13 protein-coding genes, 1 tRNA gene and 1 pseudogene are annotated in these 14,935 nt (G+C 69.2%); 7 read left to right on the forward strand and 8 right to left on the reverse strand.

The window, feature by feature from the left end; translation table 11 throughout:
• Nucleotides 1–230: 230 nt before the first annotated feature.
• The 3 genes from AB3X10_RS01555 to AB3X10_RS01565 all read left to right on the forward strand — a co-directional run bounded on the left by AB3X10_RS01555 (nt 231) and on the right by AB3X10_RS01565 (nt 3,287).
• Nucleotides 231–650 carry a hypothetical protein gene (locus AB3X10_RS01555; protein WP_369978459.1) on the forward strand — a complete coding sequence of 140 codons (420 nt, stop codon included), beginning with the start codon at nt 231–233 and terminating at the stop codon, nt 648–650.
• Between the two features lie 655 nt (nt 651–1,305).
• Nucleotides 1,306–2,397: a DUF3182 family protein gene (locus tag AB3X10_RS01560; protein WP_369978461.1), complete on the forward strand. Its 1,092-nt coding sequence runs from the start codon at nt 1,306–1,308 to the stop codon at nt 2,395–2,397.
• 2 nt (nt 2,398–2,399) lie between these two features.
• On the forward strand, nt 2,400–3,287 hold the full coding sequence (locus AB3X10_RS01565) for an alpha/beta hydrolase family protein (protein WP_369978463.1): 888 nt from the start codon (nt 2,400–2,402) through the stop codon (nt 3,285–3,287).
• 96 nt (nt 3,288–3,383) lie between these two features.
• Here AB3X10_RS01565 and AB3X10_RS01570 read toward each other — a convergent pair whose 3' ends face one another.
• The 3 genes and pseudogenes from AB3X10_RS01570 to AB3X10_RS01580 form a co-directional block, all read right to left on the reverse strand.
• Nucleotides 3,384–3,701: a hypothetical protein gene (locus tag AB3X10_RS01570; RefSeq protein WP_369978465.1), complete on the reverse strand. Its 318-nt coding sequence runs from the start codon at nt 3,699–3,701 to the stop codon at nt 3,384–3,386.
• Nucleotides 3,702–4,095: 394 nt separating this feature from the next.
• The gene (dkgB, locus tag AB3X10_RS01575) at nt 4,096–4,899 is read right to left on the reverse strand and encodes a 2,5-didehydrogluconate reductase DkgB (protein ID WP_369978467.1); all 804 of its coding nucleotides are present in this window, start codon (nt 4,897–4,899) and stop codon (nt 4,096–4,098) included.
• A gap of 105 nt (nt 4,900–5,004) precedes the next feature.
• A pseudogene (locus tag AB3X10_RS01580) lies at nt 5,005–5,166 on the reverse strand (MFS sugar transporter); the annotation flags it as partial.
• 128 nt (nt 5,167–5,294) lie between these two features.
• Here AB3X10_RS01580 and AB3X10_RS01585 point away from each other — a divergent pair.
• Both AB3X10_RS01585 and AB3X10_RS01590 read left to right on the forward strand, forming a co-directional pair.
• Entirely contained in the window at nt 5,295–6,197 is a 903-nt protein-coding gene (locus AB3X10_RS01585; RefSeq protein WP_369978469.1) for a LysR substrate-binding domain-containing protein, read from the forward strand.
• Nucleotides 6,198–6,378: 181 nt separating this feature from the next.
• Nucleotides 6,379–7,344 carry a helix-turn-helix domain-containing GNAT family N-acetyltransferase gene (locus AB3X10_RS01590; RefSeq protein WP_369978471.1) on the forward strand — a complete coding sequence of 322 codons (966 nt, stop codon included), beginning with the start codon at nt 6,379–6,381 and terminating at the stop codon, nt 7,342–7,344.
• Between the two features lie 177 nt (nt 7,345–7,521).
• Here the strand turns inward: AB3X10_RS01590 and AB3X10_RS01595 are convergent, their stop codons facing one another.
• The 3 genes from AB3X10_RS01595 to AB3X10_RS01605 all read right to left on the reverse strand — a co-directional run bounded on the left by AB3X10_RS01595 (nt 7,522) and on the right by AB3X10_RS01605 (nt 10,368).
• Nucleotides 7,522–8,742: an RtcB family protein gene (locus AB3X10_RS01595; protein WP_369978473.1), complete on the reverse strand. Its 1,221-nt coding sequence runs from the start codon at nt 8,740–8,742 to the stop codon at nt 7,522–7,524.
• A gap of 56 nt (nt 8,743–8,798) precedes the next feature.
• Nucleotides 8,799–9,920 carry a slipin family protein gene (locus AB3X10_RS01600; protein WP_369978475.1) on the reverse strand — a complete coding sequence of 374 codons (1,122 nt, stop codon included), beginning with the start codon at nt 9,918–9,920 and terminating at the stop codon, nt 8,799–8,801.
• A 372-nt stretch (nt 9,921–10,292) separates the two neighbouring features.
• Nucleotides 10,293–10,368: transfer RNA gene (locus AB3X10_RS01605), tRNA-Lys, on the reverse strand.
• 940 nt (nt 10,369–11,308) lie between these two features.
• On the opposite strand from AB3X10_RS01605, the gene AB3X10_RS01610 reads away from it, so the two are divergent.
• Together AB3X10_RS01610 and pcaD are read left to right on the forward strand one after the other, a co-directional pair.
• A complete protein-coding gene (locus AB3X10_RS01610; RefSeq protein ID WP_369978477.1) occupies nt 11,309–11,797 on the forward strand; it encodes a nuclear transport factor 2 family protein in 489 nt (162 codons plus the stop codon).
• Between the two features lie 228 nt (nt 11,798–12,025).
• Nucleotides 12,026–12,805 (forward strand): 3-oxoadipate enol-lactonase, encoded by a 780-nt coding sequence (gene pcaD / locus AB3X10_RS01615; RefSeq protein WP_369978478.1) that lies wholly within the window; start codon nt 12,026–12,028, stop codon nt 12,803–12,805.
• A 47-nt stretch (nt 12,806–12,852) separates the two neighbouring features.
• On the opposite strand, the gene AB3X10_RS01620 is transcribed toward pcaD, so the two are convergent.
• Nucleotides 12,853–13,899, reverse strand: coding sequence for an NADP-dependent oxidoreductase (locus tag AB3X10_RS01620; RefSeq protein ID WP_369978479.1), 1,047 nt, complete (start codon nt 13,897–13,899; stop codon nt 12,853–12,855).
• Complete coding sequence (locus AB3X10_RS01625; RefSeq protein WP_369978481.1) at nt 13,896–14,855, reverse strand: aldo/keto reductase; 960 nt, start codon at nt 14,853–14,855, stop codon at nt 13,896–13,898. Before AB3X10_RS01625 ends, AB3X10_RS01620 begins: the two co-directional genes overlap by 4 nt.
• Nucleotides 14,856–14,935 lie beyond the last annotated feature (80 nt).

A 14,935-nucleotide genomic window follows, 5' to 3' on the forward strand; every position in this document is an offset into this window, starting at 1 on the left:
GCGACGTGGAGCGCCGGCGAACGCTGCGGATCATGCTAGCCAGGCCGCGTGGTCGCGGCGTCATTGCGCGATGCGTTCGGCAGCGTAGTTGGGAACGCCCGAGCCGTCCGACCGATGGCCCGCCAAGCGGAACGCGCCATCCCATTGCCGGAGCGGATACGGCTCACAATCTCCTCACTATTTGCGCGCAGAATGTGGCAATCAGATTGCGCGACGTGGAGCGCCGGCGAATGAATGATTTACGCATCGACCGTGTCGACGCTGCCCTGTCCGCGCTGGGCCAGGCCGATCCGCAACGCAAGGCGGCGTTGTGGCAGTGGGCGTATCTGGAGATGCTGCACGAGACCCTGAGCGCGATGCATCAGCTGTCGCACCGGGTCGGCGTGGCCGAACTGGTCGCCGATGCCTGGCTGGCGCCGGTGGATGTGATCGCACTGGAGCAATCGTTCCTGGACCGTGCCACGCTGGCCGACCCGCGCGTGCAGGCCTTCGCCCTGGCGCTGGCCGAAGCCTCCTCGCGCCAGTCGCGCGCCGACCTGTGGCGCAGCGGTTATGCCAGCGCGGTGCAGGCCACGCTGCAGGGCATGCAGGCGCTGGCCGGCAAGCACCGCATCGACGCACAGGTCGCTGCGCGCTGGTTGCCGGCATGAGCCGACGTGCGAAAGACTGCCATCGAACAACGAGCATGTTGAGGCTCGTCGGAGTTGCGCGCTGACACTTGGCACCGCTTGCTGTGTGCAGCGCGCAAGATGGCGTCGTTCCTGCGTACGTGGCCGTGGTTGAAAGATTCTCTGCGTAAACCGTGTCTCGAAATTTCGATGCGGGCAGTTCATTGAAAGCGTGTGCCTAACTGCATCTCGCTGTCGCTGCACTTCAGCGCCTTGTGGCGTGGACACAGGCGGGTGGCCTACGATCCGCAGATCGCCAATACGCCCGGCGACAACGGAGCGCCACATTCCGGCGCCGCCGCAATGCGGCGCCAGCATGGCGTCCCACGCACTGCCGAGCAGCGCTGCTGACGCGCCCGCCACGCCGCGTTCACTCATCCGCAACGCCATGGCGGACAGCCTGGACGCATGGCTGCCCCCTCCCGCCATTCCGCGCCGCCGTCCGGTTCGCCGCCACGCCCGCCTCTTGCCGCACCGGTCGGCACGTCCGAGGCGCGCGCATGGTGGCGGCAAGTGCGTGCCTGCATGCCGCGCGGGCTGCTTGCCGCGCTGGCATTGCTCGGCCTTGGCCTGGGCTTGCTCACGTACTGGTATGTCCATGCTTGACGTCCTGTCCTCCTCGAGCGGAGTACCGCGCATGGCGCCATCTGCCGCATACGACCACGTCCGCCGTTGCAGCGTACGCACGCATCCGCCCGGCGGACACGAGGCCGCGACGCATGCCTGGGTCGCCGCCGAAGTGGCGCGGCTGATGCGCCTGCCGTTGCAGGAGGCGGTCGCGACGGGGAGCGGTTTCTACGTCCCCGACGACACCCTCACTGCCGCACAGGCGCAGCAATTGGGCGTGCGTGGCGCCGCCGACCTGCTCGGTGGCGTGGTCCCGCATGCGTTCGTCGCCACCAAGGCGATCAGCCATCCGCTGGTCGCCCCCGGCGCATCGGCGCCGCAGGGCTGGCAGCACGCGCTCGGTGCGGCCTTGGCCGAGGCGACGGTGCCCGGCTACACCGCGTTCGCGGCGGCCGATGCGCGCATGGCGTACGCGCGCCTGTGCGGCGGCGGCCAGGTGCGCTTGAAGCTGCCCAGCGGCATCGGCGGGCAGGGCCAGCTGCTGCTGCACGATGTGCAGGCGCTCGATGCGGCCTTGGCCGCCGTAGCGGCGGCGGACCTGGCGCAGCAGGGCGTGGTGCTGGAGCGGCAACTGGACCGCTCCACCACCTTCAGCGTCGGCGAAGTGGAATGCGCGGGCATGACCATCGCCTACTACGGCACGCAATCGACCACCGACGACGGTACTGGCCGCGAAGCCTACGGCGGCTCGCAGCTGTTCGTGGTTCGCGGCACGCTGGAGACGCTGCTCGAGCACGAATTGCCGCCGCCGCAGCGCGAGGCGGTGCTGAAGGCGCGCCACTACGACCGTTGCGTCGCACAGGCCTATCCCGGCTTCTACGCATCGCGCCGCAACTACGACGTGATCGACGGCATCGCCCAGGACGGCACGCGCAGGTGCGGGGTGCTCGAGCAGTCCTGGCGCATCGGCGGCGCCACGCCGGCGGAACTGGCCGCGGTGGACGCCTTCCAGCGCGAGCCGGCGCTGCATGCGGTGGTCGCGGCCACCGTCGAACGCTACGGTGTGCCGGCGCTGCCGGCCGATGCCGAGGTCTACTACATGGGCGAGGATCCACGCGTGGGCCGCCTGATCAAGTACCGCTACGTGAGCGCCACCGACTGACGATGGAAACCAAACTCTCCAGCATCGAGATCGCGGTGGACCGCGACGCCTTGAGCGGCACTCTGCTGACCCCGACCAACGGCATGCCCGGCGTGCTGTTCGTGCATGGCTGGGGCGGCAACCAGCATCACAACCTGGTGCGTGCGCGCGAAGCGGTCGGCCTGGGCTGCGTGTGCCTGACCTTCGACCTGCGCGGTCACGAAGGCCTGGCCTCGATGCGCGAGACGGTGACGCGCGCGCAGAACCTGGACGACATCAAGGCCGCCTACGACAGGCTGGTGGAGTCGCCGCAAGTGGATCCGGAATCGATCGCGGTGGTGGGCCTGAGCTATGGCGGCTACCTCGCCTCGCTGCTGACCCTGGAGCGGCCGGTGGAATGGCTGGCGCTGCGTTCGCCGGCGCTGTACAAGGACGCGCACTGGGATGGCCCGAAGGTGGCGCTGAACCAGGATCCCGACCTGATGCGGTACCGGCACAGCGCGGTGGCGCCGGCCGACAACGTCGCCCTGGCCGCGTGCCAGCGCTTCCGCGGCGATGTGCTGCTGGTGGAGGCCGAACAGGACGTGATCGTGCCGGGCCAGGTGCTCAAGAACTACGCGGCAGCGTTCTCCAACACGCGTTCGCTGACCTCGCGGGTGATCAAGGGCGCCGACCATGCGCTGACCCGCAAGGAACACCAGCTCGAATACACCCGCTACCTGATCGACTGGCTCACCGAGATGGTGGTCGGGCGCCGCGTGGCGCTGGCCAAGAACGTGGTCGAGCGGCGCAAGCAGAGTCTCAAGCACACGCAGGGCGATGCGGCGACGTCGCCCGGCCAGGGCTCGAAGGAGTTCCAGGGCCAGATCGAGGCCAAGGAACGCACGTCCGAGGCCACGCCGTCGCGGTGAACCGTTGTTGCGGCGCGGCGGCGGATGCGCGCGAGCGCGTGACCTCGCGCTGCGCTCTGCAGCGCGAGGCATGGTCCAGGCCTGTCGCGCCCCGCGTCAGTGACTGCGGCTGGATTGCTCCAGGTGGTGCCAGGCATGGCGCACCAGCCAGCGCGCTTCGTCCCATGGCACCGACAGCGACGGCGCCAGGTGGTGATAGGACTCCTGCAGCACGTGGTACAACTGCGCCTCGGTGGCGCGCGGATAGGCCAGATAGACGTCGTAGCCCATCTTCAGCAGCGACGCGTAGTCGGAGAAGCCATGCTGGCCGAGCCGACCATTGGCATGGGCATGCCGCCAATAGGCCATTTCGGCATCCAGATCGACGACGGGACGCGCGTGGGCAGGACGAGCGAGAGCGGAAGCGGTCTGCATGGGTAGGACTCCTCTCGAGGCCACCCCCCTGTCGCTCCGATCCTAGCGGATATTTCCCGCCATGTGCGCCCACGGCACGACATCGCACGCGAATCGCTGAACCGATCAGCGAGATGAGCGGGCAAGCGTCTTGAAAGCGTTTGCAACGCAGCGCCGCGTACCGGCGCTGCGCTGTGGTGCCGGATGCCACCGTCGTCCAGGTCGGGGCACCGCGCCGCGGGTTCGCTGGTGCGCGCCCAACGCCTCGGCATGCGCTTGCACGCCGGCTGTCGCAATGGCGGCACGATGCCGATCCGGCAGTGCAGCGCTGCGATGATCTGCAGCGCTGCACTGCGGCGCTTGCCTCGCCTGCCTCGACACCGTTGCGCGGATGCGGCCGGCGTTGCGGTTCGGCTCAGTCCCAATCCGGCGCGATGCCGGCCGGATTGGCCAGCCGCTCGCCGCGGTCCAGCGTGGCGATCTGCGCCATGTCCTCCTCGTCCAGGCGCAGCGACTGCGCGAGCAGATTGCTGGCCAGGTTCTCGCGCTTGGTCGAGGACGGGATCACCGCATAGCCCTGCTGCAGCGCCCAGGCCAATGCCACCTGCGCCGGCGTGGCGGCGTGGCGCGCGGCGATCGCGGCGATCACCGGATCCTGCAGCACCTTGCCGTAGGCCAGGGTCATGTACGAGGTGACATGGATGCCCTGTTCGCGCAGGAAACCGATCAGCGTGCGGTTCTGCAGGTAGGGATGCACTTCGATCTGCTGGGTGGCGATGGCCTCGGCGCCGAGGATCGCGATCGCCTGCCTGGTCAGCGCGATGGTGAAGTTGGACAGGCCGATCTGCCGGGTCAGCCCCTGTTCGCGGGCGGCCGCCAGCGCCTGCAGGTACTCGGCCATCGGCACCGCATCGCGCGGCGACGGCCAATGCACCAGGGTCAGGTCCACATGGTCGCTGCGCAGCTTGTCCAGGCTCTGGCGCAGGCTCGGCAGCAACGTGTCGGCGGCCAGGTTGTCGGTCCACACCTTGGTGGTGACGAACAGGTCCGCGCGCGGCACGCCGGAATCGGCGATGGCCTGGCCGACCTCGGCCTCGTTGCCGTAGATCTGCGCGGTGTCGATGGCGCGGTAGCCCAGTTCGAGCGCGTTGCGGACCGAGTCGACGACGACCTGGTCCTTGAGCCGGAACGTGCCCAGGCCGAAGGCGGGAATGCTCATGCGGTGACTCCTTGCGAAAAAAGGGAAGACGTGCGGATTTCAGTATGCGAGCGGTGCGGTTGCGGCAGCGTCGGCGCAGCGCGTATCGCGCCGGTCCAGCCAGCCGCCCAGCGCGTACAGGCTGACCAGCAGGCCGGCCGAGGGCAGGCTCACGCCGAGGCCGGCGGCGATGGCCGGCACCAGGCCGGCGATGACGAACTCGGTAGTGCCGATGGCGAAGGCGCCGAGGGTCAGCGCCAGCAGGGCGGGGGGCAGGGAGCGAGGCATGACGCCATCCGGAAGCGGGGCAGGGGCGCAGTCTGGTCGCGCGACGCCTGCGGAAACACCCGTCCGGCGGCCAATCACTTTTGCGTTCTGGTCAATAATCGGCTTCCGATTCCCACATCCGGTCCGCCATGAAGACGACCCTCGACGAACTGCAGGCCTTCATCGCCGTGGTCGATACGCACTCGATCACCGCCGCCGCCGACGCGCTGGGGCAGACCGTGTCCGGGGTCAGCCGCGCGCTGGCGCGGCTGGAAGAGAAGCTGCAGACCACGCTGCTGCGGCGGACCACCCGGCGCCTGGCGCTGACCGAGGAAGGCCGGGCGTTCCTGCTGCGCGCACGCGAGATCGTGGCCGCGGTCGAGCAGGCCGAAGAGCAGATGGTGGCGCGCCGGCAACATCCCGCCGGGCGCTTGCGCGTGGACGCGGCCGCGCCGTTCATGCTGCATGCGATCGTGCCGCACGTGGCCGGCTACCGCGCGCGCTACCCGCAGGTGGAGATGGAGCTGACCAGCAACGACGGCATCATCGACCTGCTCGAACGCCGCACCGACCTGGCGATCCGCATCGGCGCGCTGCGCGATTCCAGCCTGCATGCGCGCGCGCTCGGCAGCAGCCGCCTGCGCGTGCTGGCCAGCCCTGACTACCTGGCCAGGCGCGGCGTGCCGCGCCGCGTGGACGACCTGGCGCGGCACGACCTGCTCGGTTTCACCCAGCCCGAGTCGCTCAACGACTGGCCGCTGCGCGGCCGCGACGGCGACGCGCTGCACATCCGCCCGGCGCTGGCCTGCTCCAGCGGCGAAACCCTGCGCCAGCTGGCGCTGGCCGGCGACGGCATCGCCTGCCTGTCCGACTTCATGACCGTGGCCGACCGCCGCGACGGCCGCCTGGTCCAGGTCTTGCCGAAGCACACGCTGGACGTGCGCCAGCCGATCCATGGCGTGTACTACCGCAACACCGCGGTCTCGGCGCGCATCGCCTCGTTCCTCGATCACCTGGCGGAGGCCTTGGGGCCGGCGCCGTTCGCGGCGTAACGGTGCGGGCGCGGCCCGGACAGATGCGTGCAGGCGCAGCGCTCGCCGCGTGCGGCCGACCGCGCTGGGTCCGGGTCGCCAGCGGCGCGGCATGCGGCAGCGGCCGTCCGCTGCTGACGAGGCCATTGACCGGTGCCGCCAAAAGTAGTTGTATGAAGCAACGAAATTGCCGGAGCCGGCCATGCCAGCGGTGGATCCCGTCGTCGTCGAGCAGATCCGCGCCGCCTCGCGGCAACTGGTGCGCGAACTCGGCTTCCTGCAGGACACGCTCGCCGCGACCGACTATCCGCCATCGGCGGTGCATGCGCTGCTGGAGATCGACGCGCGCGACGCGGTCGGCGCATCGCAACTGGCCGACTGCCTGCAACTGGAAAAATCCAGCGTCAGCCGCATGCTGCGCAAGCTGATCGCGGCGGGCGAACTGCGCGAGCGCGCCAGCGCCGAGGACGGCCGCGCCAAGCAGTTGCGGCTCTCCGCCCGCGGCCGGCGCACGGTGCAGGGCATCCATGCCTTCGCGCGCGCGCAGGTGGAGGCCGCATTGGCGCCGCTGCCGGCGCAGGCGCAGGCCGACATCGGCCGCGGGCTGGCCCGTTATGCGGCCGCGCTGCAGGCCCAGCGCGACGGCGCCGCGCCGCCAGCGCCGGAGCCGGAAGCGACGCGCATCGTCGGCGGCTACCGGCCCGGTGCGATCGGGCGCATCGCCGAAATGCACGCCACCTTCTACGCGCGGCATGCCGGTTTCGGGCAGTTCTTCGAAGCCAGGGTCGCGGCGGGCGTCGCCGAATTCACCGCGCGCCTGGAGCGGCCCGGGAACGGCCTGTGGCTGGCGTTGCAGGCGCAGCGCATCGTCGGCGCGATCGCCATCGACGGCGAGGACCTGGGCAACGGCGAGGCGCATCTGCGCTGGTTCGTGGTGGACGACGGCCTGCGCGGCAGCGGCATCGGCCGGCAGTTGCTGCAGCAGGCGCTGCACTTCTGCGACGCGCAGGGTTTCGGCGCCACGCGGCTGTGGACCTTCGCCGGGCTGGACGCGGCGCGGCGGCTGTACGAGGCGCATGGTTTCGCGCTGGCGCAGCAGTGCGCCGGCGACCAGTGGGGTGCGACGGTGATCGAACAGGTGTTCGTGCGGCCGCGACCTGTTTGCTGAGGGCGTGGCGCGACCATTCGCAGTGGAGGCGGGCGATATCCAGCCACAGCTCCCCGGCGCCGCGCCGAGCAGCGCAGACAGCGCCGGCCGAATGTCGCGACCGGAACAAAAAAGGCCGTCCGCGAACGGACGGCCTGGTACCGGGACGAGGCCGGCAACGGCCAAGGCCAAACGGCCTCAGCCCTTCACGCACAACACCTGGCGCAGCGTGTGCACCACTTCCACCAGATCGCGCTGCGCGGCCATCACCGCGTCGATCGACTTGTACGCCGCCGGCGATTCGTCGATCACCGCCGCATCCTTGCGGCATTCCACGTGCGCGGTGGCCTCGCGGTGCTGGGCCAGGGTGATCTGCTGGCGCGCGGCGGTACGGCTCATCACCCGGCCGGCGCCGTGGCTGCAGCTGTGGAAGCTGTCGCCATTGCCGAGCCCGCGCACGATGAAACTCTTCGCGCCCATGCTGCCGGGAATGATGCCCAGCTCGCCGGCACGCGCGCTGACCGCGCCCTTGCGGGTCACCAGCAGTTCCTCGCCGGCGTGCGTTTCCTTCTGCACGTAGTTGTGGTGGCAGTTCACCGCCAGCTTCTCCAGCTGGAACTTCGGCAGGCGGTGGCGCATCTCCGCCAGCACCCGCGCCATCATCGCCTCGCGGTTCTCGCGTGCGTAGTCCTGCGCCCAGGACACCGCCTCCACGTAGTCGTCGAACAAGGGCTCGCCTTCCATGAAGAACGCCAGGTCCTTGTCCGGCAGGTGGAAGCCGAGCACGCGGTGCGCCAGCTGCTCGCGCGCCTGCTCGATGAAGTAGCTGCCGATCAGGTTGCCGGTGCCGCGCGAGCCGCTGTGCAGCATCACCCACACCGCATCGCTCTCGTCCAGGCACACTTCGATGAAGTGGTTGCCGCCGCCGAGCGTGCCGATCTGGCAGTCCAGCTTGTCGGTGCGGATCCGGCGGTGCCTGGCCTTGATCGTGTCCAGGCGCTCCACCAGCCCGGACTGCGCGATGCGCGTGGCGATGCTGTCGGGCAGCTTGCGGTGTTCGCCGCCGCGGCCGTTGCCCACCGGCACGCTGCGCTCGATGCTGGAGCGCAACTGCGCCAGGTTGTCGGGCAAGTCGGATGCGCGCAGCGTGGTGCGCACCGCGGCCATGCCGCAGCCGATGTCCACGCCGACCGCCGCCGGGATGATCGCGCCGCGGGTCGGGATCACCGAGCCCACGGTCGCGCCCTTGCCCAGGTGCACGTCGGGCATCACCGCCACCCACGGCCCCACGAACGGGATCGCGGCGATGTTGCGCAGCTGCTCGTGGGCCTGCGCTTCCAGCGGCACGCCGCGCACCCAGCCCTTGATCGGCGTGGCGCTGCCTTCGGCGTGCAGCAATTCGTAGTTCTGGATACTCATCGTCTTCATTCCTTCGAGGCCGTGCGCGGCGGTTCCTTCCGTCGCGCACGGCGGTCCTACTTCATCGTCACCAACTGCTTCAGCACGCCATCCAGGCCGCCGAACACGGTGAGCTTGTCGATCTTCTCGGTGACCTTCTCCAGCGCCTCCAGCTCCTTCAGCCGCATCAGCACCGGGTTGTCCTCGATCAGCTTGGCGGTGTTGAGCAGCGAACGCGTGGCGTTGGCCTCCTCGCGCCGGCGGATCACGTTGGCCTGCGCCGACTTCTCCGCCTGCACCACCGCGTTGAGGATCTCCTTCATCTCGCCGGGCAGGATCACGTCCTTGACCCCGACGCCCAGCACCTCGATGCCGAAACCGGCGACCTGCTCGCGCACGTAGCCGAAGATGTCCGCATCCAGCGAGGCCTTGTCGCCGAGCAACTCGTCCAGCGTCTTCGCCGAGACCGCACGGCGCAAGCCGTACTGCAGCTCGCGGTACAGCTGGTCGCCGTACTTGGCCACCCGCGTGCGCGCGGCGACCGGGTCGGCGACGCGCATGCTGGCGGCCAGGTTGACGCGCAGGCTGACCTTGTCGCGGGTCAACAGCTCCTGCCCGGACACCTCCACCGACTGGATCCGCAGTTCGATCACCTCCGCGACGATGTTCTTGCGGAAGTTCCAGAACGCGTAGTGGCCCGGCGCCAGGGTCTGCTGCAGGCGCCCGTCGACGAACACCAGTCCCGCCGACTCGGCCGGAACCTCCAGCGCCACCGCAACGCGCGACAGCACGCCGAGCTGGCGCAGCCGCTGGGCCACGTCCGCCGGCAGCTCCAGGCTCTCGCCCAACGGCAGGCGCGCTACCTCCACCGCGATCAGCCCGCGCCAGTACAACCGGCGCGTTCCGGGCGCCAGCACGTCTTCGAGCTTGCCCTGCTTGAACACCAGGCCGACCTCGTCGCTGCCCAGGTCGGCCAGCACGAACACCTCGTGCAACTGCGCGCCCAGGCGCGCGATCAGCGCTTCGACATCGCTGCCGGCGTATTCCGGCACGGCGATATTGAAGGTCTTCACCTCGATGCGCTGCGCCGGGTCGAACAGACGGTAGACGCCGGGCGCAAGCACGCGCTCGAAACGCCGGTTGCGATACATCAGGCCGCGCTCGCTATCGCCGATCACGACCCGCTTGGTCCAGAACATGGCACGTTCTCCTTGTGGCTCTGGTGGTCCGGTCCTGTTGAGATGGTCGCCGCGCCGGACCGATGAGCGCGAGGACGCCGCGTTGCGGATGCCGTCGGCACCGCAGCGCTGCAGGAAGAGATGCAAGTACGCGCACGACATCGCTGCGGCGGCCGGCGGGCGCTGTCGGTGCGGAGGCCTGTGCGTGGGATCGGCAGCGCGGTGCATTGCGAGGCGATCGTCGGCGCAGGCGCGCACGTCCAGGGCGGCGCGGCGGCGGCAGCGACGCTGCGGTGCATGCGTCACGCAACGCCGTGGCGATGCGTGCAGCGTGTTCCGCGCGGCGCGACTTGCTGGGCTTGCGCCCGGTATTGCACATGACGTGACAGGTCATGGTTCTTGGAACGGGAATCGAACCCGCGACACTCGGATTAAGGTTCCGATGCTCTACCAACTGAGCTATCCAAAAGCGACGTGCCGGAGTCGAACCGGCGACCAGTGGACAAGCCACCGCTCTACCTCTGAGCTAACGTCTGGCGGAAACCGCGCATCCCGGCCGCAGGCATACGCGACGGCAGTGCCGTGCGCACCGGACGGGAATGGCATCCCGTACCGCTAGCGACCACTAAGCGCGGCTTCCCATTGCCGCCTCGTTGGAAGCGGCAATTCCTGCGTCGATCCCATTCCCGCCGCCCGCGTCCGGCATCTGGACGCAGCGCTTGCGCGCCTCGCGAGCGAAACTTCCCTGTTTCCGGGCATTCCATGCCCGGGTGCCTGGGATCGGGACCGACAAAAACACTGTTTGCGAACGCGCAAAGCAAAACGCCCCCGGCGCGGTGTCCGAGGGCGTTCGCGTTCCTCGGAGATCGATGCAACCGATCTCCGCAGGGGACATCGGTCGATCAGGTGGCGTGGTCCAGCCGCAGCGCATCGCCGCGCAGCGCACACATCGCCGCTGCGCGCGTTTCGCGCTGCAGGCTGGGCAGATAGGCGGTGAAGGGGCGGGATTTCATGGTCGTCGGATGCGCTGTGGCCGAACACGTCGGCTGATGGGCGCGCACATTACCTGCGTTGTTTTGATTGCGCAAGGGGGTTTTCGAATTATTTTTTCTTGTTTCTCTCGCCAACGTTCCGATGGCTGCGTGTCGCATCGGCGCAGGAGTGCAGCCGCGATGCAGTTCGGAGTCGGCAGGCAACGTTTCCAATTCTGGTGTTTTGGTTACTGTGGCCGCCTCCGCAGAGTGGAAAAATTCATCGGGAAATCGGCGGATTTCCCTGTGCCGAACAGCGATTCGGCGCAATAGGCACTGCTAGGCTGGCCGCGCGCCTTCCGGCATCGAAGGACTTACCTTCCGGTAAGCGGATGGCGCCTGCGACGAATCCACTTTCCCCCGACTGGAGTCATCGAAATGAAAATCCGCCTGCATGCGTATCTGCTCGCCTTGCTGCTCGCGTTCCCCGCCGCGTCGGCGTTCGCGCAAACCGCGGTCACCGCCAATCCAAACCACCAGCAGCTGCTGCAGGGATCGGATTGGCGGACCACGGCGAACAAGCGCCTGGTCTACGATTTCTGGCGCATCGTGTTCGAAGCCGGGCATACCGAGTACGCGCCGATGTACATGGCCAAGGACTACATCCAGCACAATCCGACCGTCGCCAACGGCCGCGATGCGTTCCTGCAGTTCCTGACCGCGTTCGTCAAACCGCAGCCGATCCAGCCGCGCGTGCAGCTGCCGCTGGTGGCGATCCTCGCCGAGGGCGACTACGTGACCTTGGTGTCCGTGCGCACGCTGCCCGATCCGAAGGATGCGACCAAGACCTATACGACGACCTGGTTCGACATGTTCCGCATCCAGAACGGCAAGATCCAGGAGCATTGGGATCCGGCGACCAAGTGACATGGTGGCGCGCGGGTCGTCGCAGCATCGTCGCTGCGGCACACAGCAGTCGCGTTGCTGCGGCGACGACGACGCGCAGCGCGGCCCGCGCGCCGCCGTCGGCCGGGTTTGTGTTGGCGTCGTGGTTCGGCACCGGCGCGCGCGACGCATGCCGGCAGGGCACGGGAAGGCTAGACTCCGGTAGCAGCCACCGGTCGCACGTCTCCCTTCCTTGCCGACATCGCCGCCATGCCCTTCCTCGAACTTCCGACGCATCGCCTGCACTACCGCATCGACGGCGGCGAAGGCCGACCCTGGCTGACCTTCTGCAATTCGCTGGGCGCCGACCTGCACATGTGGGACGCGCAGATCGACGCGCTGGCGCCGTACTACCGGGTGTTGCGCTACGACCGCCGCGGCCACGGCGCCTCGAGCGCGGCGCCGGGGCCGTATCGGATCGAGGACCTGGCTGGCGATGTGCTGGCGCTGCTCGACGCGTTGTCGGTCGAGCGCACCCATTTCTGCGGACTGTCGATCGGCGGGCTGACCGGGCAGTGGCTGGGCATCCACGCCGGCGCGCGCCTGCACACGCTGACCGTGTGCGCGACCGCGGCCAGGATCGGCACCGCGGACGGCTGGCAGGCGCGCATCGCGCAGGTGCGTGCCGACGGCCTGGCGCCGCTGCTCGCCGGCACCCGCGAACGCTGGTTCACCCCGGCCTTCGCCGAGATGCAGCCGGCGACGGTCGAGGCGCTCATGGCGAGCTTCCTGAGCACCGATGCGCAGGCCTATGCGGCCTGCTGCGAGGCATTGGCCGGCGCCGACTTCCGCGGCGCCCTGGGCGAGATCGACACGCCGCTGCTGGCGCTGGCCGGACACGACGACCCGGTGTGCCCGCCGGACGATCTGCAGGCGATCGCCACGCAGGCGGCGCGCGGCAGCTTCGCCCAGGTGCATGGCCGGCACCTGTGCAACGTGGAATCGCCGCACGCCTTCAACGACGCGCTGCTGCGCTTCCTGCTGCAATAGCCGAGGGGAATGCCGCGCGAAGCGCCGGCGCGCCCAATCCCCAATCCCTAATCCCGGCTCTCATCCAGCTTCACCACCAGCTTGCCGAAGTTGCCGCCGCCGAGCATGTCGATGAAGGCCTGCGGCGCGTTCTCCAGCCCGTGCACGACATGCTCGCGATAGCGCACCCGGCCGTCGGCCAGCCATGCGCCCATCTCGCGCAGAAACTCCGGATAGAGTTTGACGAAATCGCCGACGATGAAGCCGCGCAAGGTCAGCCGCTGGCGCAGCACCTGGTTCATCAACGCCGGCACGCGGTCCGGTCCCGGCGGCAATTCATCACGCTTGTTGTAGGTGGCGATGGTGCCGCACACCGGTACCCGCGCGAAATCGTTGAGCAGCGGCAGCACCGCGTCGAACACGTGCCCGCCGACGTTCTCGAAGTAGACGTCGATGCCGTCCTTCGCCGCGGCGCGCAGTTGCTCGGCGAAATCCGCAGCGCGGTGGTCCAGCGCCACGTCCACGCCCAGTTCCTCGCGCAGGTAGCGGCATTTGTCGGCGCCGCCGGCGATGGCGATGACCTTGGCGCCGCGCAACCGGGCGATCTGCGCCACGCTGGCGCCGACCGGGCCGGTGGCGGCGGCGACCGCCACGGTCTCGCCGCTCTGCGGCTTGCCGATCTCGTGCAGGCCGGCGTAGGCGGTGAAGCCGGGCATGCCGTAGACGCCGAGCGCGGTGCTCGGCGGCAGCGGCGACTGCGGATCGAGCTTGCGCCGCAGGCCGGCGCCATCGGCGACCAGGTGCGTCTGCCAGCCGCCGCTCTGCACCAGCACCAGGTCGCCGGGCTTGAGATCGGGATGATGCGATTCCAGCACTTCGGCGACGGTGCTGCCGACCATCACCTCGCCCAGCTGCACCGGCGGCGCGTAGGACGGCGCATCGCTCATGCGCCCGCGCATGTACGGATCCAGCGACAGCCAGCGGTTGCGCAGCAGCACCTGGCCGGGGCCGGGCGGAGCCAGTGGCGCCTGTTCGATGCGGAAGTTCTGCGCGGTCGGCGCGCCCTGCGGGCGCGAGGCCAGGACCACGCGGGTGGTATGGGACGCGGTGCTCATGGGGTTTCCTTGCTGGCGGTATCCAGTTGCGCGATGTCGTCGGCCGACAGCGCCAGGCGCGCGGCGGCCAACAGCTGCTGCAACTGCTCGATGCTGGTCGCGCTGGCGATCGGCGCGGCGATGCCGGGACGCGCGATCAGCCACGCCAGGGCCACTTGTGTCGGCGTGGCTGCATGCTTGCCGGCGATGTCGTCGAGCGCGGCCAGGATGCGCAGGCCGCGCGCGTTGAGGTAGCGTGCGACCACGCTGTCGCCGCGCGCCTGGCTCTTGGCGGCATCGGCGGCGCTGCGGTACTTGCCGCTGAGGAAGCCGCGCGCCAGCGCGTAGTAGCAGATCGTGCCCAGGCCCTGTTCGCGCACCAGCGGTTCCAGCCCGGCTTCGTAGCCGGCGCGGTCGTACAGGTTGTACTCGGGCTGCAGGGTCTCGTAGCGCGGCAAGCCGTATTGCGCCGACACCTTCAGCGCCTCGGCCAGGCGTTCGGCGCTGTAGTTGGAGGCGCCGATCGCGCGCACCTTGCCTTGTTCGATCAGCCGCCCGAACGCGGCCAGCGAGGCCTCCAGCGGCACCGACTCGTCGTCCTCGTGCGCCTGGTACAGATCGATCACGTCGGTCTGCAGGCGCTGCAGCGATTCCTCCACCGCCGCGGCGATGTTGTCGGCGGACAGGCCGGGGCGTTCGGCCCACTTGCCGACCTTGGTCGCCAGCAGCACCTTGTCGCGCTTGCCGCTGCGCTTGAGCCACTGGCCGATGATGGTTTCCGACTCGCCGCCGCGGTTGCCGGGCACCCAGGCCGCATACGCATCGGCGGTGTCGATCAGGTTGAAGCCCGCGTCGACGAAGGCGTCGAGCAAGGCGAAGGAGGTCTTGGCGTCGGCACTCCAGCCGAACACATTGCCGCCGAATGCGAGCGGCGCGGCGTGCAGGCCGGAACGGCCGAGTTCGCGCGTGTGCAGCATGGGGAACGCTCCGCGGTAGGGAAGGGCGACAGGATAGTCGCCCGAGGTTTCGGTATCGGGGCGATGGTCGCGAAAACAGC

Source organism: Xanthomonas sp. DAR 80977 (genome assembly GCF_041240605.1).
In the GTDB taxonomy this organism is placed as follows: domain Bacteria; phylum Pseudomonadota; class Gammaproteobacteria; order Xanthomonadales; family Xanthomonadaceae; genus Xanthomonas_A; species Xanthomonas_A bundabergensis.